This window comes from Nocardiopsis sp. Huas11, assembly GCF_003634495.1.
In the GTDB taxonomy this organism is placed as follows: domain Bacteria; phylum Actinomycetota; class Actinomycetes; order Streptosporangiales; family Streptosporangiaceae; genus Nocardiopsis.
Window position 1 is genome coordinate 38703 of sequence record NZ_RBKY01000001.1, and the last position, 21558, is coordinate 60260.

Here is a 21558-nt window from a genome sequence, read left to right on the forward strand (position 1 = left end):
GCGCGGGACCGGGAACCTCCCTCAGCGGCCCGCGATACGCGTCGCCAGGCCGGCGAAGCGCGAGGTGTGGGCCTTGTCCTCGGAGGTCTTGGACTCGCGGCGGTCGGCGGTGCGGTACAGGCCGTACATCATCTGGGTGCCCACCCAGCGCAGGGGCTCGGGCTCCCAGCCGCGGACCTGGTGGCCCACCCACGGCAGGCGGGTCAGATCGGTCTCCCGGCCCAGCACCAGGTCGCGCAGGGTGCGCCCGGCCAGGTTGCTGGTGGCCACACCGCTGCCTGCGTAGCCGCCGGCCCAGCCCACACCGGACTCGGTGTCCAGGTGCACGCTGGGGCACCAGTCGCGCGGCACCCCGAGCACGCCGGACCAGGCGTGCTCGACCGGGACCTCCGAGGCGTCGGGGAACAGTCGGACCAGGGCCCGCCACAGCTCCGCGATCGCCTGGGGCTGGGTGGCGCCCTCGTCGGCCTGGGCCGATCCGAAGCGGTGGGGCACGCCGCGCCCGCCGATGGCGATGCGGCCGTCGGCCGTGCGCTGCGCGTAGACGTGGGAGTGCGCGGAGTCCCCCAGGACCTCGTGGCCCTCCCAGCCGATCTTCGCCCAGAGCTCGTCGGAGAGCGGCTCGGTGGCGATCATGGAGGAGTTGATCGGCATCCATTCGCGTTTGTGGCCGCGCAGGGTCGAGGTGAAGCCCTCGGTCGCGCGGATCACGTGCTCGGCGCGCACGGTGCCGTGCTCGGTGACGACCGCGGGCGAGGAGGCGCCCTCGCGGGGCCGGATCTCCTGGACCGCGGTGCCCTCGAAGAGGTCGACGCCGAGTCCCTCCACCACCCGGGCCAGGCCCGTGACGAGCTTGGCGGGGTGCACGCGCGCGGCGTGCGGCGAGAAGGCGGCGGCCACCGCGCCCGCGACGCGCAGGCGGGGTTCGTGGTCGGGCTCCAGCAGGTGGATGTCGTCGGGCCAGTAGCCCCACTCCTGCAGGTACTCGATCTCCTCGGCCAGGCGGGCGCGCTGGGCGGCGTTGGTGGCGACCAGGCGCATGCCGCCGCGCACGATGTCGGCGTCGATGCCCTCGTCGCGGGCGACGGTGGCGACCTCGTCGACGGTGGCCATCATCGCGCGCTGCAGGGCGATCATGGCCGACTTGCCATGTGACCGGGCGTAGCGCTCGCGCGAGCCCCCGAACTCGGCCGAGAGCCACCCTCCGTTACGACCGGAGGCGCCGAATCCGGCGAACTCACGTTCGAGGACGGCGATCCGCAGGTCGGGCTCGGCCTTCTTGAGGTAGTAGGCGGCCCACAGGCCGGAGTAGCCGGCGCCGATGACGCACACGTCGTACTCGGCGTCACCCGGAAGGGGGGCGCGGCGCTCGGGCAGTCCGATGTCGCGGAACCAGAAGGAGACACCGCCGTTGGCGAAGCGTGTCGATCGGGGAATCGGCCTCAGCTGCGCCGCAGTGGTGAACAGTCTCATCATTCCCCCCGGAACTTCGGTGCCCCCGCGGTCCACCCCGCATGGGACGCGCGAACTCCCGCCAACTTACACGGGAACGGCGGCCCGTGTGGTCCCGTCCACGCATTCGGACGGGGCGCGCACGGAGGAAAAAGGCAATTCGGCTACGGAGGGTCGCCACCGCGGCGCGGACTCAGTCGCAGGCGCTGTCACGGAGCGTACGCGCGATGTCGGCGAGTCGCCGAACGCCGTCGACGCCGAGCGCGCCCTGGACGTGTTCCCGCAACCGTTCGACGTGGTTGGCGCGCACCTCGCGGATGAAGGCCAGACCCGGCTCGGTCAGGACCGCGTAGACCACCCGCCGGTCCTCGGCGCAGTTGGACCGCGCCAGGTACCCCTCGCGTTCGAGGCGGTCGGCGAGCTTGGTGAACCCGCCGGTGCTCAGGCTGACCTCGCGGGCCAGGCGGCTCATGGGCAGTCGGTGCCCGGGGGTGCGCTGCAGGCGGATGAGGACCTCGAACCACGGGCCCGCCATGTCCCTGCCGTCGGGGGTGATCCCGCCGAGCAGCTTGGGCTGGAGTGCGCTCATCGCCTCGTGGACCAGGCCCCAGGCGGTGATGAGGTCGTCGTCGCTGAGTTCGTCCGCCTCCGTGCCCGTCCTCGGCCCGTCGTGCTGTGTCGTCATGCCCGCCCCCGTCCCCCGGCGGACGCCTTCCGGCATCTCACCCATCCGAAGAATCTTCCCAGCAAATATTACTCGATGGCGGAGAAGCGGGGCGATGGACGAACATCACACCCGGCACGCGCAAGCGAGCCGGGTCGGGACCGAACGGGATGGGACGGGTCGGGATGGGATGGGACGTTGTTCTTTCTTCGGGTCGGGTCCGGCCACGCCCCCGGCACGGCCGGCCCCGACCCGTCATCAGTACCGGGCGGCCGCCGCTCCGTGGCGGGCGGCGACGGCGTCCAGTGCCCCCGCGAGCGTGGAGACCAGGTGGTCGATCTGCTCCCAGGTGATGATCAGCGGCGGTGACACCAGCAGCGCCCGGGGCACGGGACGCAGGATCACACCGCGGGCACGCGCCTCGGCGAACACCTCCGCCGTGGTGATCCCCAGCTCCCCCAGCGCCTCCTCGGTCAGCTCCACGGCTCCCATGACGCCCATTCCGGAGCGCACCTCCGCCACCAGCGGGTGGTCGGAGAGCGTACGCAGGGCCGCGTCCAGGTGCCGTTCGACCTCCAGCGACACCGTGAACAGGTCCTCGCGCTCCAGAATGTCCAGGTTCGCCATCGCCGCCGCGCAGCCCGCCGGGTGCCCGGCGTAGGTCGTCCCGTGCATGAACGGGTTGCCGGCCTCGTTCCAGAACGGGTCGGCCACCCTGCCGCTGACCACGACGCCGCCCAGCGGCAGGTACCCGCTGGAGACGCCCTTGGCGAAGACGATCATGTCCGGGCTGACACCGAAGCGCTCGATGCCGAACCAGTTGCCCATCCGCGCGAAGCCGCAGATCACGCTGTCCACGATGAACAGCACGCCGTACTTCTCACAGATCCGGGCGACCTCGGTGAAGTAGCCGTCCTCCGGCAGGAAGACGCCGCCGGCGCCGATCACCGGTTCGGCGAAGAACGCGGCGACCTTCTCCGGCCCGACCCTGAGGATCTCGGCCTCCAGCGCGGCCGCGGAGTCGTGCGGGACGACGGAGGTGTCCTCGATGAGCCGGCCGTAGCCGGTCCGGAACCGCTCCATGCCGATGATGCTCGTACCGAAGCCGTTGAGACCGTGGTATCCGCCGGTCCGGCTGAGCAGATGGGTGCGCTCGGGCTGTCCCATCACGGCCCAGTACCGCCGCGCCAGCTTGGCCGCGGTGTCGATGGACTCCCCTCCCCCGCAGGTGAGGATCACCCGGGGGTCGACGACCGGGGCGTGCGAGGCCAGCCGCTCGCACAGGTCCCGGGCCGGGGCGTTGGTGAAGTCCCCGTAGACCGTGTAGGCCTCCAGGGTGGTCATCTGGCGGTAGACGGCGTCCGCGATCTCCCGGCGTCCGTGCCCGACGTTGCAGTACCAAAGACTGGCCGTGCCGTCGAGGTAGCGGTCGCCGGACTCGTCCCACAGCCATACGCCCTCGCCCCTGGCGACGACGAACTCAGGGCCGCGGGCCACGGCGTTCATATCGCAGAATGTGTGCCACAGGCGGTTCGGCTCCCGGCGGTCGGTGGGAGCGAGCGCGGACGAGACAACCGTTTCGGTCATATGGCGACCTCCGAGCCGTGTCTTGCGCAGCAGCGCAGCGGAAAACTCAGGTTGCCTGCCTGTGCACCGGGCGCCCAGTCCTCAGCAGGTGATTGCAGGCTAAGCTCACGACCGCCCCCGCAGCAAGAGCCAAAACGATGCTTCATGCCCCGAAACCCAAACTTCATGCCGACTACCCTCGGTGAAGCGGCGCAAAACCCCGCCTACGCAGCAAAAACGCCGTCAAAAATAGTCGGAGAGCCGAGGTCAGAGATCGGACCTTTGACGTCGGAGCGGGGAGCGCGGGGCCGCCCGTAGCACGTTCTTCACATACGGCGGCGGGGCCGGTCCCCCTTCCGGGAGACCGGCCCCGCCGCGGGCTCGTCGCGGCGTCAGCCGCGCAGGGACGCCCCGGTGCGCTCGGCCGCCAGCGCGACGGCCGCATCGCGCGCCGCGCCCGCCTCCTCCGCGGTCAGCGTCCGGTCCTCGGCCCGGAACCGCAGGGTGAAGGCGGCCGATTTGCGGCCCTCTCCGACCTGCTCCCCGGTGTAGACGTCGAACAGGCGCACGCTCTCCAGCAGTGCGCCCGCGCCCTCGGCCAGCGCGTCGCCGACCGCGCCGACCGGCACCGACTCGTCCACGACCAGGGCCACGTCCTGGGTGGCCACCGGGTAGGTGGACACCGTGGGAGCGGTGTTGCCGCCCCGGGCGCGCTCGACGCGGTCGAGCTCGACCTCCATCGCGCAGGTCCGCTCGGGCAGCCCGAACGCCTTGACGGTACGCGGGTGCAGCTCGCCCGCGTGCCCGACGAGCAGGCGTTCGCCGTCCACGCGCACGTACAGCGCGGCGCACCGGCCCGGGTGCCATGGCGCGTGCCGGTCGGCCTCGACCTCCAGCTCGACCCCGGCGGTCCGGGCGATCTCACGGGCGGCCTGGACGGCGTCGGCCCAGGTGGCCGGCCGGCCCGGACCCCACCAGCCCGCGTGCTCGGCGTTCCCGGCCAGCACGGCGCCCACGCGGCGCGGCTGGTCGGGCACGGCGGCGTCGATCTGGCGGAGCTCCTCGGCGCTGGGCCCGCGGTCCACGGGCAGCAGCGGGGCGCGGGTCGCGCCCGGCTTGGGCCGGTAGACCAGTCCCATCTCGAACAGGGCCACGTCGGCGAACCCGCGGCCCACGTTGCGGGCCAGGGCCTTGAACAGGCCAGGCAGCAGCGTGGTGCGCAGCAGCGGCTCCTGCTCGTTGAGCGGGTTGGCCAGGCGCAGGTTCGCGCGGCGCGCGTCGTCGTCCTCCAGCTGGAGCCCGTCGAGGTCGAACTCCCCCATGAAGGGGTAGCTGAGCACCTCGTGGTACCCGGCGTCGGCCAGGACGCGGCCGAGCGTGCGGCGCAGCCGCTGGCTCGGCGTCAGGCCGCGCCCGGCGGGCGCCCTGGGCGGGATCGAGGGGATGTTCTCGTAGCCCTCGAACCGGATGACCTCCTCGGCGAGGTCGTTGGGGTCGGTGAGGTCGGGCCGCCAGGTGGGCGGAGTGACCGCCAGCTCCTGCCCCCGCTCCTCGACGGCGCAGCCGATCCGCTCCAGCCACGTGCGCGCGGTGCCCTCGGGGTAGTCCACGCCCGCCACGTCGCCCGGGTGGGAGGCGCGCAGGGTGATGGGCTCGCGCGCGGCGGACTCGTCGACGTGGGTGTAGGCGTCCTCCACACGCGCCCCGCCCAGCTCGGAGAGCAGGTGGACGGCGCGGGTGGCGGCGACCGCCTGCACGGCGGAGTCGATGCCGCGCTCGAAGCGCCGGGAGGACTCCGAGGACAGCTGGTGGCGGCGCGAGGCGCGAGCGATGTGCATGGACTCGAAGTGCGCGGCCTCGACCAGCACCGAGGTGCTGGTCAGGGAGATCTCCGTGGTCAGTCCGCCCATGACGCCGGCGATGTTGACCGGTCCGGTCTCGTCGGCGATGACGATGTCGTCGGTGTCCAGGACGCGCTGGACGTGGTCCAGCGTCTCCAGCTTCTCGCCCCGGTCGGCGCGGCGCACCCGCAGGCCGCCCTTGAGCTGGTCGCGGTCCCAGGCGTGCAGCGGCTGGCCGAGTTCGAGCATCACGTAGTTGGTGACGTCGACGGCCAGGGAGATGGGGCGCACCCCGCTCTGGGCCAGGCGGCGCTTCATCCACAGCGGCGAGGGCGCGTCGGGGTCGAACCCGGTGACGCCGCGCAGGACGTAGCGGTCGCACACGGCCGGGTCGACGGTGGCGGGGTGGCCCTCGCCGGTGGGCGCGGCGACCGCGATCTCGGCGGGGTCGTGGAAGGCCACCCCGTACAGGGCGGCGGTGTCGCGGGCCACGCCGCGCATCGACAGCGCGTACCCGCGGTCGGGCGTGACGGCGATGTCCAGCACGTCCTCGCGCAGGCCCAGCGGTCCGATGGCGTCGTCGCCGACCGTACCGAAGCCATCGGGCAGGACCACGATGCCCGCGTGGTCCTCCCACAGGCCCAGTTCGGTGGCGGAGCAGATCATGCCCGCCGACATCCGGCCGTAGGTCTTGCGGGCGCCGATGTTGAAACCGCCCGGGAGCACGCCGCCGGGCAGGACGACGACGACCAGGTCGCCCTCGGAGAAGTTGCGGGCGCCGCAGACGATCTCCTGGGGCTCACCGGTGCCGTTGGCCTGTCCGACATCCACCTTGCAGTGGCGGATGGGCTTCTTGAAGCCTTCGAGCTCCTCGATCTCCAGCACACGGCCGAAGACGAGGGGGCCGGTGAGGTCGGTGCCGAGCTCGTCGACGGTCTCGACCTCCAAACCGGCCAAGGTCAGCTTGGCGGCCAGGTCGCGTGCGGTCACGTCGGCCGGCAAGTCGACGTACTCCCGCAGCCAGGTCAGGGGGACGCGCATCAGTTCTCACTCCCGAACGCCGAGGTGAAGCGGATATCGCCCTCGACCATGTCGTGCATGTCGCGCACCCCGTGCGCGAACATCAGTGTCCGTTCGATTCCCAGGCCGAAGGCCCAGCCGCTGTAGACCTCGGGGTCCACTCCGGCGGCGGTGAGCACGCGCGGGTTGACCACGCCGCAGCCGCCGATCTCGATCCAGCCCTCGCTGGAGCAGGTGCGGCACGGTGCGTCGGGGTCGCCCACGGACGCGCCGCGGCACACGAAGCACTCCATGTCCACCTCGGCGGACGGTTCGGTGAAGGGGAAGTAGGACGCGCGGAAGCGGGTCCGCAGGCCCTCGCCGAACATGCCCTCGACGAAGGCGTCGATGGCCCCGCGCAGGTGCGCGAGCGTGATGCCCTGGTCCACGACCAGCCCTTCGAGCTGGTGGAAGACGGGGCTGTGGGTGGCGTCGAGCTCGTCGGTGCGGAACGTCTTGCCGGGCGCGACCACGTAGACGGGCAGCTCGCGGGTGAGCAGCGAGCGCACCTGGACCGGCGAGGTGTGCGTGCGCATGACCAGCCCGGTCTCGCCGCCCTCGGGGCTCTCCACGAAGAACGTGTCCTGCATGGTGCGCGCCGGGTGGTCGGGCAGGAAGTTGAGGGCGTCGAAGTTGAACCACTCCGCCTCGATCTCCGGACCCTCGGAGATCTCGAAGCCCATGCCGACGAAGATGTCGGCCATGCGCTCGGCCACGGTCGTCAGCGGGTGGCGCGCTCCGCGCGGCGAGCGGTCCCAGGGCAGGGTGACGTCGACCCGCTCCTCCACCAGGACGCGCTCGTCGCGCTCGGCCTCCAGGACGGCCTGGCGGGCCTTGAGGGCCTGGCCGACGTCGCGGCGGGCCCCGCCCACGCGCTTGCCCGCGTCGGCCTTGGCGGCCGGCGGCAGGGCGCCGATCTCCCGGTTGGCCAGGGCCAGCGGGGAGCGGTCGGAGGCGTGCGCGAGCCGGACCTCCTTGAGTTCGGCGAGGTCGGCCGCGGCCTCGATGGCGGCCAGGGCCTCCTCGCGCATACGGGCGACCTCGTCGGGGTGGAGGGGGGTCACCTCGACCGGATCGAAGGAATTGTTCGGTGCAGACATGGTTGGTTGCCTCGCCGCCGCACCCCGCGGGGGTGGACGGCAGTCACGGTCCGCGCGGGGCGGACGAAGCCGACAGGACGAGCACAGGCGGGTCGCGGGCGTGCCCCGGGCAGGGTGACCGGCCAGGGCACGGCGCTGGAGCCCACCGGGGCCGAAGGGTCTGAGGGACTCAGACGAACTCGGGTGTCCCGGCGGGCATGGTAAATCGGAACTCGGCGCCGCCGCTGGGGGCGCGTCCGACGGTGATCGTACCGCCGTGGGCCTCGACGAGGCCCTTGACGATGAACAGGCCGAGGCCGGTCCCGCTCCGGCGCTTGCTGCGCCAGAACTGGCGGAAGACGCGCGGAATGGTCTCAGGTGCAATGCCCTGGCCCTCGTCGCGCACCGACACCGCTGCTCCTCCTTCACACGGCTCGATCACGATACTGACAGTACCAGCGCCGTGCCGCACGCCGTTTTCCACCAGGTTGAGCAGGATCTGCTCGATCTTGTCGGCGTCCAGCCACAGTTGCGGGAGCTCACCGCGGGTCTCGACCCGGAAGCGTTCCTCGGGCTCTCCGGCGGCGACCCGACCCGCCACGACCCGGCGCACGGCCTCGGCGAGGTCGACGACCTGGCGGCGCACCTCCAGGCGGCCCGACTCGATCCGGGACACGTCGAGGAGGTCGTGGATGAGGCGGGTGACGCGGTCGGCGTCGGCGTTGACCGTCTCCAGCATGAACAGCTTCTGCTTGTCGGTGAGCCGTTCCCACTTGGCGAGCAGGGTGGAGGTGAAGCCCTTGACGCTGGTCAGAGGGGAGCGCAGTTCGTGGGCGACCTCCGAGACGAGGTCGGCGCGGCTGCGCTCGGCGCGGGCGGCGGCGTCGCGCAGGGTGACGACCAGCCGGACGAGTTCGCCCTCCGGCCGGGCCCGCACATAGCGGGTGGCCACGAGGATCTCGCGTTCGTCGGGCAGGAAGAGCGAACGCTCGGACTGGCGGACGCGGTCACGGGCCCCGCCGTAGGGGTCGGTCGCCTCCCACCAGTCGTGGCCGTCGAGGCCGACCAGGGGCAGGGCGGTACGGAAGTCGCGGCCGAGCGCGGCCTCGGTGGGGACACCGGTCAGGTGGGCGGCCACCGCGTTGAACAGCACGACACGGCCGCGCGCGTCGGCGACCAGGACGCCGTCCGGGAGGTCGTCGGCGTGCAGGGGACCGTCTCCGAGGTGGCCCGAGGCGCCCTCGACGTCCCACAGGGCCGCCGGGTGCGGGTCGGCCGCCGCACGCACGGGTGCCGTCGGCGGTGCCGGAAGCCGGATGCCCCCTCCGTCGGCGGAACCGGACACGACGGGCCTGTGCCCGGGTCCGGGTTCGTCCGAGGAGTGCGCCGTCCCCCCGCCCGAGTCACCCTCCGGGTGATCCGCCTGTCGGCCGCCGCCCACGCCTCTCCCCGCTCCCCTTGAAGGTCCACACGACCACAGGCTCCTGCGCCGCGGACCGCTGACCGATCACATCCACCACACGCCCGTGGACGCCACCGCAGGTGATCTACCCTGCACTTCCGCCTGGTACGCCTTGCGGCCCGGGTCGGGACCGTCCGGCAGGGGACGAGCGTATAGGCACTCCGTGCGCGCACGGCAACCCGAAGGCGGGGATCGCCGCCTCGGGCCCGCCCGCTCTCACGTGCTGCCAAGCCTGCCCGGTCCCCTCGGACCGGCGCAGCCCCGTACCCGCGACACGGGTGGGCACGCACCGTCCGACCCATGCCCCGCATGGACGACCCGGGACGTGGCAGAGCCTATCGGTCCTGGAAGGGCGAGCCCTGGTGTTCCGGACATTCCGTTCGGGACTCGTGGTCGACGTCACGGGCCGTACGGCGTGCGGCGGCCCGGTCCGACCTGCTCAGGCGCTGCGCTGCTGCCGAGCGGTGGTGTACAGGCACACCGCGGCGGCCGTGGCCAGATTCAGGCTTTCGGCCCCGCCGTAGATGGGCACGCTGACCGCGCCGTCGGTCTGGCGGACCACGTCCTCGGGCAGGCCCCAGGCCTCGTTGCCGAACACCCAGCCCACCGGGCCGTCCAGGTCGCCGCCGTCGGCGACCTGGTGCAGGTCCTTGGGTCCGCCGCCGTCCGCGGCCCACACCCTGGCTCCGCGGCCGCGCAGGAACTCCACGGCCGCGCTGACCGGTACCCCGACCACGACGGGCAGGTGGAACAGGCTGCCGGCGGAGGCGCGCACGCACTTGCCGTTGTAGGGGTCGACGGAGGCGTCGGTGAAGATCACCACGTCGGCTCCGGCGGCGTCGGCGGTGCGCAGGACGGTCCCGGCGTTGCCGGGGTCGCGTACGTGGGAGAGCACGACAGCCATGCGCACGTCCCCCACCTGTTCGAGGGGGACGTCGACGAACTCGCAGACCGCGATGAGCCCCTGCGGGGTGACGGTCTGGGCCAGTTCGGACATCACGTCGAGGCTGACGCGGTGGGTGGGCACGCCCGCGGCGTGGGCGATGTCCACCAGGTCCAGATGGCGCTGGGCCGCCTCCGCCGTGGCGAAGACCTCCACGACGCCGAGGGCGGCCCCGCCATAGGGGGACCGCCCGTCGCGGCCGCCGTCGACGGCGGCCAGAGCCTCCCGCACCGCCTGCGGCCCCTCCGCGAGGAAGCGCCGCTCACGTTGGCGGAAGGTGCGCTTGGCGAGCCGCCGAACCCCCTTGATCCTGGGTGACCGGATACTCGTGAACTCGTGGCTCGCCATCGCTACTCGCTGTTGTCTCTCGCCTCGGTCGCGCTAGGCGGCGGCCGGGGTGGCCGGAAGGGCCTTCTTGGCCTGCTCGACCAGGGCCGCGAAGGCGGCCTCGTCGTTGACGGCCAGCTCGGCCAGCATGCGGCGGTCGACCTCGATGCCGGCCAGCTTCAGGCCCTGCATGAGGCGGTTGTAGGTCAGGCCGTTGGCGCGGGAGGCGGCGTTGATGCGCTGGATCCACAGACGACGGAACTGCCCCTTGCGGTCCTTGCGGTCCCGGTAGGAGTAGGTCATCGAGTGGAGCATCTGCTCCTTGGCCTTGCGGTACAGACGCGAGCGCTGCCCGCGGTAACCGCTCGCCCGGTCGAGAACGACCTTGCGCTTCTTCTTGGCGTTGAGAGCCCGCTTCACGCGTGCCACAGTGACTCCCTCGTAGTCTCAAATCCGGCGCGCAGGGCGCGCCGACCGGTCCGGCCAGGACTGGTCCAGGCGGCCCGTGTTCGCTTCAGGTGGATGTCCTCCGGGTGCCGCCAGCGCGCCGACGCCGGGTCGGTCGCACGGGCACGTCCGTGAGGAGAAGTTCCGGGTGCTACCTACCCAGGAGCTTCTTGATGTTCTTGGTGTCCGCGGGAGCCAGTTCGGCCTCGGTGCCCAGCTTGCGCTTGCGCTTGGAGGTCTTGTGCTCAAGGATGTGGTTCTTGTTGGCACGGCGGCGCATGATCTTGCCGGAACCGGTGACCTTGAAACGGTCCTTGGCTCCACTGTGGGACTTGTTCTTCGGCATGTCGCCGTCGTCTCCTACTCCGTCGGCGCGTCGCCCGCTCTGGGCGGGTGACGCTGATCTTCCCCTGCTATGGCGGGCCCCCACGCGCCGACTCCGACGCATCCGGGCCGATCGCGCACAGCCCGCCCCACCGCCCGGTTCCGCTTGCGCGGCCGTCCGGGCGGTGGGGGACTACCCCGGGCGCCGCTACGCCTCTTCGCGCTGCTCGCGGCGGGTCTTGTCGCCTGCCGCGGCACGGGCCTCGGCCTTGTGCTCGGACCGCCGCTTGTGCGGGCCGATCACCATGACCATGTTGCGGCCGTCCTGCTTGGGCTGGGACTCGACGGTGCCGAGGTCCTGGACGTCCTCGGCCAGTCGCGCCAGCAGTCGGCGACCCAGCTCGGGGCGGGACTGCTCGCGACCGCGGAACATGATCGTCACCTTGACCTTGTCCCCGCTCTTGAGGAACCGGACGACGTGACCCTTCTTGGTCTCATAGTCGTGCGGATCGATCTTCGGGCGGAGCTTGATCTCCTTGATGATCGTGTTCGACTGGTTCTTGCGCGACTCACGGGCCTTGACCGCGGACTCGTACTTGAACTTGCCGTAGTCCATCAGCTTGGCGACCGGCGGGCGCGCGGTCGGGGCGACCTCGACGAGGTCGAGGTCGGACTCCTGGGCCAGACGCAGGGCGTCCTGCACGGAGACGATTCCGACCTGCTCACCGTTGGGTCCGACGAGACGGACCTCGGGCACCCGGATGCGGTCATTGATGCGGGGCTCGGCGCTGATGAGACCCCTCCCTAGCTTTCTCGATTACCTGGGACCGACCGTCCGCCAGGCGGTGGACGGTCTGTTAGGCCCGTTCGTTCGTGCTCCGTCGAACTCCGGGGCCGCGTCGGGGTCAGCGCAAAACGAAAACCCCGCCAGCATGTGCAAGCGGGGTGATCCAGCCGATTGTTCCCGATGACGGACATCACGCACACCGAACACCCTGGTCAGGGCGTCCTGTGAGCTGAACGCGACGCGCTCGAACACCGGACCGGGACCTACACGGGCAGGACCCGGCAGGTGGGAGGATCATCTCCGCTTGCGGTTCCGGCGTGCGAACACGCCGGACCAAGTCGATACGTTCCGACTATACCAGTACTACGAGAACACCCGGACCGCTCAGGCGGCGGCCGCGCGACGCTCCAGCTCGGCCTCCCCCGCGGCGCGCATCGCGGCCACGGGGACGTCGTCGGCACCGGTCATCAGGCGCACCTGGGCGACCGCCTGGTGCAGCAGCATCGGGAAGCCCCCCACCACGCGGCCGCCCCGGGCGGCGACGGCGGTCGCCGCCCGGGTGGGCCACGGCGCGTACACCACGTCGAACAGGTCGGCGCGGGAGGCGGCCAGGTGCTCGGTGTAGCGGTCGGCCGCGCCCGAGGGCAGCGACGAGACCACCAGGTCCACGTCGAGGTGGGCGCCCAGGTCGGCCAGAGGGGCGACCTCCAGCGGGTGGCCGAGCCGGCGCGCGGCGTCGGCGACCTCGCCCGCCCGGCCGGTGTCCCTGGCCAGGACGGTCACGGGGGCGCTCACCCCCAGCTCGCACAGGGCGGCCAGCGTGGAGGCGGCGGTCGCGCCGGCCCCCAGGACCACCACGTCGCGGGGCGCGCCGACGCCGGCCTCGGTCAGAGCCGTGGCGATGCCGGTGACGTCGGTGTTGTACGCGGCCCAGCCGCGGCCCCGCGGGACCAGGGTGTTGGCGCCGCCGACCTGCTCGGCCAGCCCGGTGACCTCGTCGGCCAGGTCCAGCGCCCGCCGCTTGAGCGGCATGGTCAGGGACAGGCCGCGCCATTCGGGGCCGAGCCCGTCCAGGAAGGACGCCAGCCACTTCTCGTCGCACTCGACCAGGCCGTAGGACCAGTCGTCCAGCCCCATCGCGGCGTAGGCCGCGGTGTGCAGCACCGGCGAGAGCGAGTGCGCCACCGGTGAGCCCAGGACCGCCGCGCGTGCTGGAGCCATGCCCTGTGTTCCGTTCCCTACCACTCGGCCTGGTTCTCCTCGACCATCGCGTTGTGCTCCTCGAGGGTTTCGGAGAAGCCCGTCTGACCGTTCTCGGGGTCGATGAGCGCGAAGTACAGGTAGTTCTCGTCCGCGGGCTCCAGCGCCGCCTCGATGGCCTCCTGACCCGGAGGAACGAACGGCCCCTCGGGCAGCCCGAACATGCCGTAGGTGCTGTACCCCTGCGGATCGGCCTCACAGGCCGCACGCTGCTCGTCGTTGAGGAACGTGCCGTGCTCGCCGAGGACGTAGAAGCAGGTGCTGTCCATCTGGAGCTCCATGTCGCGCTCGAGCCGGTTGTGCACGACGGCGGAGATCAGGGGCATGTCCTCCTCGTTCCCGGTCTCGGCCTGGATGATGGAGGCGATCGCCATGATCTCGTTGGGGTCGCGTCCGAGGGCCGCGGCGCGGTCCTCCAGCTCGATCTCCTCGGCGACCTGCTTGAAGTGCGTGACCATGGTCCGCAGCACCGCCCCGGCCTCGGTGCCGGCGTCGAACCGGTAGGTCTCGGGGAAGAGGTAGCCCTCGGGGCCGGCCGTCGCGTACGCGGGCAGGTCCAGGGACTCCGGGTCGGCGTAGGCCTCCTCGAAGTCGGCGACGGGGATGCCCAGTTCCGAGGAGAGCTGGTCGAAGATCTCCTGCGAACGCAGTCCCTCGCGGACCGTCACCCGGCCGCCGAGCCGGTTGTCGGGGTCGAGCAGCGCGGCGACCGCGCTCTCCCCGCTCATACCCTCGGCGAGGCTGTAGCTGCCGGGCACGAGCCCTTCACCGGCCTCCTCCGGGGGCACGGCGTCCAGCGCGTTGGTGAAGGCGCGCACGCTCGCCACGACCCCGGCGTCGGCCAGGTTCGCGCCGACGGCCGTGCCGGAGTCGCCCTCCTCGATGGTGAAGATGACCTCGCCGCTGCCCTCTCCGTCGAAGTCGGCGGGGAAGACGTAGGTGCGCATGACGCCGTAGCCGCCGCCCACGACGACCAGGACCAGCACGAGCACCAGTGCGATCATCACGCCCTTGCTCCTGCGCTTGCGGCGGGCCTTGCCCGAGCCGCCCTTGCGCTGGCGGGCCTGCTTCGCGCGACGCGCCATCTCCCGCTGCCGCCGGCCGTTGCCGTAGGCGGCGGCGATGTCGTCGAGCGCCGGTTCCTCGTACTCGTCGTCGTTCTCGTCGACCTCCGCCTCCGGCTCCTCCTCCGGCTCGGGCAGGGGCTCGCGCGGATCCTCGACGTCGAACCCGTCCGAGGCGCGGCGGCCGCGCCTGCGGCGGCTGCGGCGTCCGCCGGTCTCCTCGGAGGGGGCGGGGCCGCGCCGGCGGCGTGAGCGCCGGCCGACCGGCTCCTCTTCGGGGGCCTCGACGGGCGTCTCGCCCGTGGTGGGGTCCGCGTCGGGCACGTCGGCGGCCCGGCCGCGGCGGCCCACGGGCTCGGCGGGCTGGTCGAAGGAGCCCGAGTCGAAGGACCCAGACTCGAAGGAACCCGAGTCGAAGGGGCCGGGAGCGTCCGGGGCGTCGGCCCGGAAGGCGCCCGTGTCCTCCGGGGCCTGCTCGCCCCGGCGCGCACGCCTGGGCCGGCGGCCGCCCGTCTCCTCCTCGGGCGCCGGCGCGCCCCGGCCGCGGCGGCGGCCGCGACGGGGGCGGTCCTGGGGTTCCTCGGCCTGCTCGAAGGAGCCCGAGTCGAAGGGGCCGGGTTCGAAGGAGTCGGGAGCCTGCGGGGCGTCGGCCAGGAAGGAGTCCGCTTCGGCGGCGGGCTCCTCGCCCCGGCGCGCACGCTTGCGGCGCCCGAATCGGCCTCGGGGCTCCTCCTCGGCGGGCGGCGGCTCGGGGTCGCGGCCACGGCGACGTCGGCGCCGGGGCTCGTCCTCGGGTTCGGCGACCACCGCGAACGCGCCGGTGTCGGCGGACTGGTGCAGGCCGGGGAAGGAGTCGGTGTCGAAGACGCTGTCGTCCTCGGGAACGTCGGAGAGGAAACCGCCCTCGTCGGGGTCGGGCGCGCGCTTGGCGCGCTTGCGACGGGCGCGGCGGCCGACGGGTTCCTCGGGTTCGGCGAAGGCACCCGAGGCCGGGTCCGCGTCGGCGGGGCCGTGCGCGTCGGGAGGGCCGGGGCGTGCGCGACGGCCGCGCCTGGGGCGCTCCTCATGCTCGTCCGGCCGCTGCGGCGGCTGTCCCGCGGCGGGGCCCTGCGGAGCGGTGGGCGTGGGCGAGCCGAGGCCGGCCAGCGCCGCCAGACCGTCCTGTGACGGGTTCGGCGGTGCGGGCGGCCGCTCCGCACCCGCGCCGGAGGGCCGGGCGCCGGACGGCGGACCGGCGGGCGGCTGGGCGGGGCCCGGAGCGGGCAGGGGGCCGGTGCCCCCCGTCTGGGGCCGGGGGCCGGCGGGGCCGCCCTGGCGCTGGGCGGCCGAGCGCGCGGCGCGGCTGCCGCGCAGGGCCTCGGCGGCGCCTCCCCGGCGCGGTGGCTCACCCTGGGACGCGGCGCCACCGCGGCGCGGCGGCTCGTCCTGGGGCGCGGCCCGGTGGCGGCGCCCGGAGGGCGGGGGGCCGCCCGGGTCCAGGGGGTCGTAGACGTCGTCGGCACGCGGCCCGTACTGGGGGGTGCGGAACTCGCCGGTGGGCGTGTGCGGCGGGCCGGCGGGACCCGCGGAGTCGGGTGGGCCCGGACGCGCCCGGCGCCCGCGCGACGGCGGCTGCGCGGCGAGCGGGTCGGTCAGCGGGTCGTAGTCGTAGCCGCCTTCGCGGTCAGCCCGCCCTCGGTAGGGATTATCGGGGTAATCATCCCTGTCGTTCATCGGAGTCTCCTTGGCTGGAGCGGACGATCTCGCCCGGGGGGTGGCCTGTTGACCGTTCCTGGTCCAAGGCGCTCTGGAGGAGGACCGTGGCCGCGGCCTGGTCGATGACGGACCTGCGGGCCTTGCCCCCCTTGGCGCCCTTCTTGCCGAAGGAGGCGCCGGAGAGGAGCTGGCTCTGGGCGGTCACGGTGGTGAGTCGCTCGTCCACCAGCCGCACGGGTATGGGGTCCAGGAGCCTGGCGAGAGTGTTCGCGAACGCGCGGGCCGACCGGGCCGCCGGCCCCTCCTGCCCGGACAGGGACGCGGGATGGCCCACGACGACTTCGCGTGCCTCCCGTTCGACGACCAACAGGGCGATCCGGTCGAGGTCGCCCTTGCCGCGCCGCACGGTCTCCACCGGGCTCGCGAGCGTACCACTGGGGTCGCTCGCGGCGACCCCGATGCGGGCGTTGCCTGGATCGACCGCCAGGCGCACACCATGCCTCAAGAGGACGTCTCCCACGGCCCGGGGACGGTACACGGGCGGGCTGTGCCGTCGAAGGCACGGCACCGCGGCTGGGAAATCCTCAACACGGTGGTCCTGTTCATCAGCTGGATCGCGGGCGCGGCCGCGCAGGCAGCCGTGTGATCGGCTGTGACGCGCCACAGTATGCCCGATTCGATGACGGTGCGCAGCCTCGCTGGGCGTCGCCGTCGTTCATGTGCTCCGCAGGGCCCGCTGATCGCCGGTTGTACGCCTGGCGACGGGGACCGGGTCGGGGCACGTACCCGTCAGAGTGTAAGCCACACGAGTGGGACGTTGGGGCATCAGAGTCCGCGCCGCGCGGCCGCGGGGCGGGTCCGAGCGGTGGCGGACGGGGTCCGTCCGCGTCCGCAGCGGGCGACCTCTGAGCGGTGATCCCGCCCGACCACGCCGGGCGAGGCCGCCGGCGAGGCGTGCCGGCAGGGGCGGTGGCCCAGGTCATGTCGGGTGCGGTCACGCCCGGCGCGGAGCCCGTCACTCCGCAGTCGCCGTCCCCGGCCGGCCGCGCTCGGCCCCGCCGAACACGGGCCCTCGCTCGCGCGGGGCGGTGACGGACGTGGGAAAGCCCTCTCCCCCGGACCGAACGGGCACCGGGCGCACGGGTGCCGGACCGAACGGGCACCGGAACGGGCGTGGGACCGACGGACGGGGCGGGGCCGTACGGCCCCGCCCCCATCGCGTGTGCGTCGCGGCCGGTCAGACCGACGCCACGCGCGCCTCCACGGCGCGCAGGGCCTCGTCGACCTTGCTCACGTCCTTACCGCCGCCCTGCGCGATGTCCGGCTTGCCGCCGCCACCGCCGCCGAGCGCGCGGGCCGCGATGCCGACCAGCTCGCCCGCCTTGATCCCGGCCTTCTGCGCGGCCTTGTTCACCGCGATGACCACGACCGGGCGGTCCTTGGGCACGGCGGTCATCGCCACGACCACCGGTTCCTCCTCGCCGAGGCGGCCGCGAACGTCCAGGACCAGCGTGCGCAGGTCGTCGGCGCTCGCACCCTCGGGCGCGGACTCGGCCACCACCAGCGCGGGGCCGTGCCGCCGCGCGCCCTCGGCGAGCTTGCCCGCCGACTGGAGCACCTGCGCGGCGCGCATCTTCTCGATCTCCTTCTCCGCGGCGCGCAGCCGGGCGACCATGGAGTCGATGCGCTCGGGCAGTTCCTCGCGCGGCGTCTTGAGCTGTTCGGAGAGCTGTCCGACGAGCGCGGACTCCTTGGACAGGCGCTTGAACGCGTCCACGCCCACCGCCGCCTCCACGCGGCGCACGCCCGAACCGATCGAGGACTCGCCCAGCAGCTTGACGATGCCCAGCCGCGACGTGGAGCCCACGTGGGTTCCACCGCACAGCTCGACGGAGTAGTCGCTCATCTCGACGACGCGCACGCGGTCGCCGTACTTCTCGCCGAACATGGCCAGGGCGCCCATCTTCAGCGCCTCGTCCAGGCTCTTCTCCTCCGTCCGGACCGGGATGTCGCCGGCCAGGACGTGGTTGACCTCCTCCTCGACCTCGGCCAGGCGGCCGGTGCCCAGCGCGCTGTCCGCGGTGAAGTCGAAGCGCAGCTGGCCGGGACGGTTCTCCGAGCCGGCCTGGCCCGCCGTCGGGCCCAGCGCGTTGCGCAGCGCCGAGTGGATGAGGTGGGTCGCGGAGTGGGAGCGCTCGATCGCGTGCCGGCGTCCGGTGTCGATCGACGCCTCCACGGTGTCGTCCAGGACGATCTCGCCCTCGCGGACGGTCCCCCGGTGCACGAACAGGCCGGGCAGCGGCTTCTGGACGTCCTCGACGTCGACCACGCCGCGGCCGTCGACGGTGAGCGTGCCGGTGTCGGCGAGCTGGCCGCCGCTCTCACCGTAGAAGGGGGTGCGGTCCAGGACGATCTCGACCTTCTCCCCCGCGCGCGCTGCGGGCGCGGCGATGCCGCCGACGACCAGGCCCTTGACCTGGGACTCGCTCGCGGTGTCGGTGTAGCCGAGGAACTCGGTCCGCCCGGCGCCCTCCAACAGGTTCGCGTACAGCGACACGTCCGCGTTGCCGAGCTTCTTGGCCTTGGCGTCGGCCTTGGCGGTGTCCTTCTGCCGCTGCATGAGCTCGCGGAACGACTTCTCGTCCACGGTCAGGCCCTGCTCGGCCGCCATCTCCAGGGTGAGGTCGATGGGGAAGCCGTAGGTGTCGTGCAGCTGGAAGGCGTCCGAGCCGGAGAACTGCGTGCCGCCCGCCTGGCGGGTGCGCTCGGCCGCGCGGCCGAAGAGCGTGGTGCCCGCGCGCAGGGTGTCGGCGAAGTTCTTCTCCTCGGTGTCGATGACCCCGTGGATGACGCCGGCCTTGTCGAGCAGGTCGGGGTAGATGTCCTTCATCGCGTCGATGCTGACCTCGGTCAGCTCGTGCAGGAAGAGGGTGTCGCTCTCCCCCGAGAGCAGGCGCAGGTTGCGGATGGAGCGGCGCAGGATCCGGCGCAGGACGTACCCGGCCTTCTCGTTGCCGGGCTTGACGCCGTCGCCGACGAGCATGACGGCGCTGCGCACGTGGTCGGCGACCACGCGCAGCATGACGTCGTGCCCGTGGTCGGTGCCGTAGCTGGTGCCGGTCAGCTCGGCGGCGCGGTGCAGGACACGGCCGATGATGTCGGTCTCGTAGATGTTGTCGACGCCCTGCAGGACCGCCGCGAGGCGCTCCAGGCCCAGGCCGGTGTCGATGTTCTTCTTCGGCAGCTCACCGAGAATGGGGAAGCCGGCCTTGTCGCCGCCCTCGCCCCGCTCGTACTGCATGAAGACGAGGTTCCAGATCTCGATGTAGCGGTTCTCGTCCGACTCGGGACCGCCCTCGACGCCGTACTCGGGGCCGCGGTCGTAGAAGATCTCGGAGCAGGGGCCACAGGGTCCGGGCACGCCCATGGACCAGTAGTTCTCCTCCATGCCCATGCGCTGGATGCGCTCGGGGCGCACGCCGACCTTGTCGCGCCAGATCTCCGCGGCCTCGTCGTCGTCCAGGTAGACGGTCACCCACAGCTTCTCCGGGTCGATGCCGAAGCCGCCGTCCTCGACGGGCGTGGTGACCAGTTCCCACGCCAGCGGGATCGCCGTCTCCTTGAAGTAGTCGCCGAAGGAGAAGTTGCCGAGCATCTGGAAGAAGGTCGCGTGCCGGGAGGTCTTGCCGACCTCCTCGATGTCCTTGGTGCGGATGCACTTCTGGACGCTGGTGGCCGTGCTGTAGTCGGGCGTGCGCTGACCCAGGAAGTAGGGCTTGAACGGGACCATGCCTGCGGGCACCAGCAGCAGCGTGGGGTCTTCGGCGATGAGGCTTGCCGAGGGCACCACGGTGTGTCCGTTCTTCTCGAAGAAACTGAGGAAGCGGCGCGCGATCTCTGCCGTCTCCATGGAGGCCCTCCTGTGCTTGGCTGCGCCGCCCGGGGCGACGTGGGGGTCCCGCGATCGGGACCGTCGGTGGTTGCTCGGTGACGGCCCATCGTAGAGGCGACCGCCACACCGGCGCGCGTGGTTTACGGTGACCGCCGAAGACCCGCTCTGATGACGACAACGGCGGCGGATGCGTTGTTCCAAGGCTATCGCCGCTGGCCACCGCGCGCGTCCCGCGGCGGTGACGCGCGGTCCTGGGCGCGCCGGTCGGACGGGCCCGGAGCAGCGTCCGACCGGTAGTAGCGCCGGGCGGAGGGCGTCAGGACGAGTACCGCGATGGCCGCGCCGTACAAGCCCACGATCCCGGCGTAGGAGACCGTGTAGGCGTCGAGGAAGAGCGTCCACACGGTGAGCACGAAGCTGATCGGTCCCAGGACCTGCACCACCACGATCGCCCTCGGCGTCGCCGGTACCCGGCGACGCGACCGCACGGCCACCGTGACACTGGCCGCGGCGTAGGCGAGCCCCGTGAACGACAGCAGCGCCAGGCGCAGGAGCACGGCTCCCGCGGGCCCCGAGCCGGCGAGGTCCGCTCGGAAGGCCTGCCCCGCCTCCTCATTGAGCACGGAGATGAGTGCGATCACGCCGAACAACAGCGCGTAGCCAAGTCCGAGGAGCGCGCCGATGCCCATGAGGGTGACGGCCGCGATGACGGAGCCGGGCATGCTCGGAGGATGCCCTTCAGGCCGCTGGGGGGCGGGATACGGGTGCACGGTGGCCTCTCTGGAACCGGGGGTGGACCCGAGCGCTGTACGGGGGTCGCGCTCACCGTGCGCGCGGGCGGTCGACGGCCGTCCCCGCCGCCGGTCGGACGCCGGCGGCGAGCGGCGGGCCTCAGGCGCCGTAGTAGGCGCGCACCCGGCCGGGCAGCATGAGGCCGATCATGAGCACCGCGAAGACCAGGGGGATGTGGACGGCGGTGTCCCCGGCGAAGATCGCCAACAGGAGGATCAGCGCCGCCACACTCTGGAAGGTGATGACGGACCAGTACAGGAACGGCCGGCGGCGACGCATCGACATGGCCAGGACGCACGAGACGACGCCGTAGGCCAGGGGGACCAGCGCCGCGAACCACAGGACCGGGGACAGTTCCGCGACGGCCTCGGGGTTCCCGGAGCCCTCGCCCACCGCCTCGGCCATCGCCCCGGTGCCGGAACCGATCGCGGCGACGGCCCCGACGGCCGCACCGCAGAGGAGGCCCAGGATCCCGCCGATGGTCATCAGGACGCGCACGGCGGCCGCCGACCCGGGAAGGACGCCCGGGCCGAGCGGGGGCGGCGGGGGCGGAGGGAGCACCTGGTCGGGGGTGCCGTAGCCCATGACCGACGGGTGCGGCGGCGGAGGCGGTGGCGGGGCCGCCGGTCCGGGAACCACGGGTCCCGCGGCCGGCGGCGGCGAGGGCGGCCCGTACCGCGATGACGGCGCCTCCGGCGGTGGAGGCGGCCCGTACCGCGCCGCCGGCGCCTCCGGCGGCGGGGGCGGTCCATACCTCGGTGCCTCGTGCTGGGACGGCTGGGGCGGAGGCGGCCCGTACCGGGGCCGCTGGGGGTCGGAGTCGGCGGACGAGTGCACGACGGCCTCTCTGCGCAGGGGACGAACCAGAGCACTCTACGGGCAGTCCCCGAGCCCTCACCATTCG

General features: G+C 72.7%; 16 protein-coding genes. All 16 read right to left on the reverse strand.

The window, feature by feature from the left end:
• Positions 1-21: 21 nt before the first annotated feature.
• The 16 genes from DFP74_RS00160 to DFP74_RS00240 all read right to left on the reverse strand — a co-directional run bounded on the left by DFP74_RS00160 (position 22) and on the right by DFP74_RS00240 (position 21239).
• Positions 22-1473 (reverse strand): FAD-binding oxidoreductase, encoded by a 1452-nt coding sequence (locus tag DFP74_RS00160; protein WP_121187928.1) that lies wholly within the window; start codon positions 1471-1473, stop codon positions 22-24.
• Positions 1474-1645: 172 nt separating this feature from the next.
• On the reverse strand, positions 1646-2137 hold the full coding sequence (locus DFP74_RS00165) for a MarR family winged helix-turn-helix transcriptional regulator (RefSeq protein ID WP_233570739.1): 492 nt from the start codon (positions 2135-2137) through the stop codon (positions 1646-1648).
• Between the two features lie 237 nt (positions 2138-2374).
• Positions 2375-3622 (reverse strand): aspartate aminotransferase family protein, encoded by a 1248-nt coding sequence (locus DFP74_RS00170; RefSeq protein WP_233571271.1) that lies wholly within the window; start codon positions 3620-3622, stop codon positions 2375-2377.
• Between the two features lie 452 nt (positions 3623-4074).
• Entirely contained in the window at positions 4075-6564 is a 2490-nt protein-coding gene (pheT, locus tag DFP74_RS00175) for a phenylalanine--tRNA ligase subunit beta (RefSeq protein WP_121179835.1), read from the reverse strand.
• The gene (pheS, locus tag DFP74_RS00180) at positions 6564-7682 is read right to left on the reverse strand and encodes a phenylalanine--tRNA ligase subunit alpha (RefSeq protein ID WP_121179836.1); all 1119 of its coding nucleotides are present in this window, start codon (positions 7680-7682) and stop codon (positions 6564-6566) included. The genes pheT and pheS overlap by 1 nt, the downstream gene beginning before the upstream one ends.
• Before the next feature lie 169 nt (positions 7683-7851).
• The gene (locus DFP74_RS00185) at positions 7852-8916 is read right to left on the reverse strand and encodes an ATP-binding protein (protein ID WP_233571272.1); all 1065 of its coding nucleotides are present in this window, start codon (positions 8914-8916) and stop codon (positions 7852-7854) included.
• Between the two features lie 646 nt (positions 8917-9562).
• Positions 9563-10414, reverse strand: coding sequence for an RNA methyltransferase (locus DFP74_RS00190; protein ID WP_121179837.1), 852 nt, complete (start codon positions 10412-10414; stop codon positions 9563-9565).
• Positions 10415-10447: 33 nt separating this feature from the next.
• Positions 10448-10822, reverse strand: a complete 375-nt coding sequence (rplT, locus tag DFP74_RS00195) for a 50S ribosomal protein L20 (RefSeq protein WP_179827896.1) — start codon at positions 10820-10822, stop codon at positions 10448-10450.
• Positions 10823-10991: 169 nt separating this feature from the next.
• Entirely contained in the window at positions 10992-11186 is a 195-nt protein-coding gene (rpmI, locus tag DFP74_RS00200; RefSeq protein WP_121179838.1) for a 50S ribosomal protein L35, read from the reverse strand.
• Between the two features lie 186 nt (positions 11187-11372).
• Positions 11373-11957, reverse strand: coding sequence for a translation initiation factor IF-3 (infC, locus tag DFP74_RS00205; RefSeq protein ID WP_121179839.1), 585 nt, complete (start codon positions 11955-11957; stop codon positions 11373-11375).
• 378 nt (positions 11958-12335) lie between these two features.
• Positions 12336-13172 (reverse strand): shikimate dehydrogenase, encoded by an 837-nt coding sequence (locus tag DFP74_RS00210; RefSeq protein WP_121179840.1) that lies wholly within the window; start codon positions 13170-13172, stop codon positions 12336-12338.
• Positions 13173-13189: 17 nt separating this feature from the next.
• Positions 13190-15988, reverse strand: coding sequence for an endolytic transglycosylase MltG (gene mltG / locus DFP74_RS00215; RefSeq protein WP_121179841.1), 2799 nt, complete (start codon positions 15986-15988; stop codon positions 13190-13192).
• The gene (gene ruvX, locus DFP74_RS00220; RefSeq protein WP_121179842.1) at positions 15972-16475 is read right to left on the reverse strand and encodes a Holliday junction resolvase RuvX; all 504 of its coding nucleotides are present in this window, start codon (positions 16473-16475) and stop codon (positions 15972-15974) included. The genes mltG and ruvX overlap by 17 nt, the downstream gene beginning before the upstream one ends.
• Positions 16476-17207: 732 nt before the next feature.
• Entirely contained in the window at positions 17208-19880 is a 2673-nt protein-coding gene (gene alaS / locus DFP74_RS00225) for an alanine--tRNA ligase (RefSeq protein ID WP_121179843.1), read from the reverse strand.
• Positions 19881-20065: 185 nt separating this feature from the next.
• Complete coding sequence (locus DFP74_RS00230; protein ID WP_121179844.1) at positions 20066-20584, reverse strand: hypothetical protein; 519 nt, start codon at positions 20582-20584, stop codon at positions 20066-20068.
• 169 nt (positions 20585-20753) lie between these two features.
• Complete coding sequence (locus tag DFP74_RS00240; RefSeq protein WP_121179846.1) at positions 20754-21239, reverse strand: hypothetical protein; 486 nt, start codon at positions 21237-21239, stop codon at positions 20754-20756.
• Positions 21240-21558: the final 319 nt, after the last annotated feature.

What these genes read in the sequence shown, in the direction of transcription:
- alaS (WP_121179843.1), bottom strand. Translation starts at nt 19,880, where the DNA reads ATGGAGACGGCAGAGATCGCGCGCCGCTTCCTCAGTTTCTTCGAGAAG.
- DFP74_RS00170 (WP_233571271.1), bottom strand. Translation starts at nt 3,622, where the DNA reads ATGAACGCCGTGGCCCGCGGCCCTGAGTTCGTCGTCGCCAGGGGCGAG.
- mltG (WP_121179841.1), bottom strand. Translation starts at nt 15,988, where the DNA reads ATGAACGACAGGGATGATTACCCCGATAATCCCTACCGAGGGCGGGCT.
- pheS (WP_121179836.1), bottom strand. Translation starts at nt 7,682, where the DNA reads ATGTCTGCACCGAACAATTCCTTCGATCCGGTCGAGGTGACCCCCCTC.
- DFP74_RS00240 (WP_121179846.1), bottom strand. Translation starts at nt 21,239, where the DNA reads ATGGGCTACGGCACCCCCGACCAGGTGCTCCCTCCGCCCCCGCCGCCC.
- DFP74_RS00165 (WP_233570739.1), bottom strand. Translation starts at nt 2,137, where the DNA reads ATGACGACACAGCACGACGGGCCGAGGACGGGCACGGAGGCGGACGAA.
- pheT (WP_121179835.1), bottom strand. Translation starts at nt 6,564, where the DNA reads ATGCGCGTCCCCCTGACCTGGCTGCGGGAGTACGTCGACTTGCCGGCC.
- DFP74_RS00230 (WP_121179844.1), bottom strand. Translation starts at nt 20,584, where the DNA reads ATGCCCGGCTCCGTCATCGCGGCCGTCACCCTCATGGGCATCGGCGCG.
- DFP74_RS00160 (WP_121187928.1), bottom strand. Translation starts at nt 1,473, where the DNA reads ATGAGACTGTTCACCACTGCGGCGCAGCTGAGGCCGATTCCCCGATCG.
- DFP74_RS00190 (WP_121179837.1), bottom strand. Translation starts at nt 10,414, where the DNA reads ATGGCGAGCCACGAGTTCACGAGTATCCGGTCACCCAGGATCAAGGGG.
- DFP74_RS00210 (WP_121179840.1), bottom strand. Translation starts at nt 13,172, where the DNA reads ATGGCTCCAGCACGCGCGGCGGTCCTGGGCTCACCGGTGGCGCACTCG.
- rpmI (WP_121179838.1), bottom strand. Translation starts at nt 11,186, where the DNA reads ATGCCGAAGAACAAGTCCCACAGTGGAGCCAAGGACCGTTTCAAGGTC.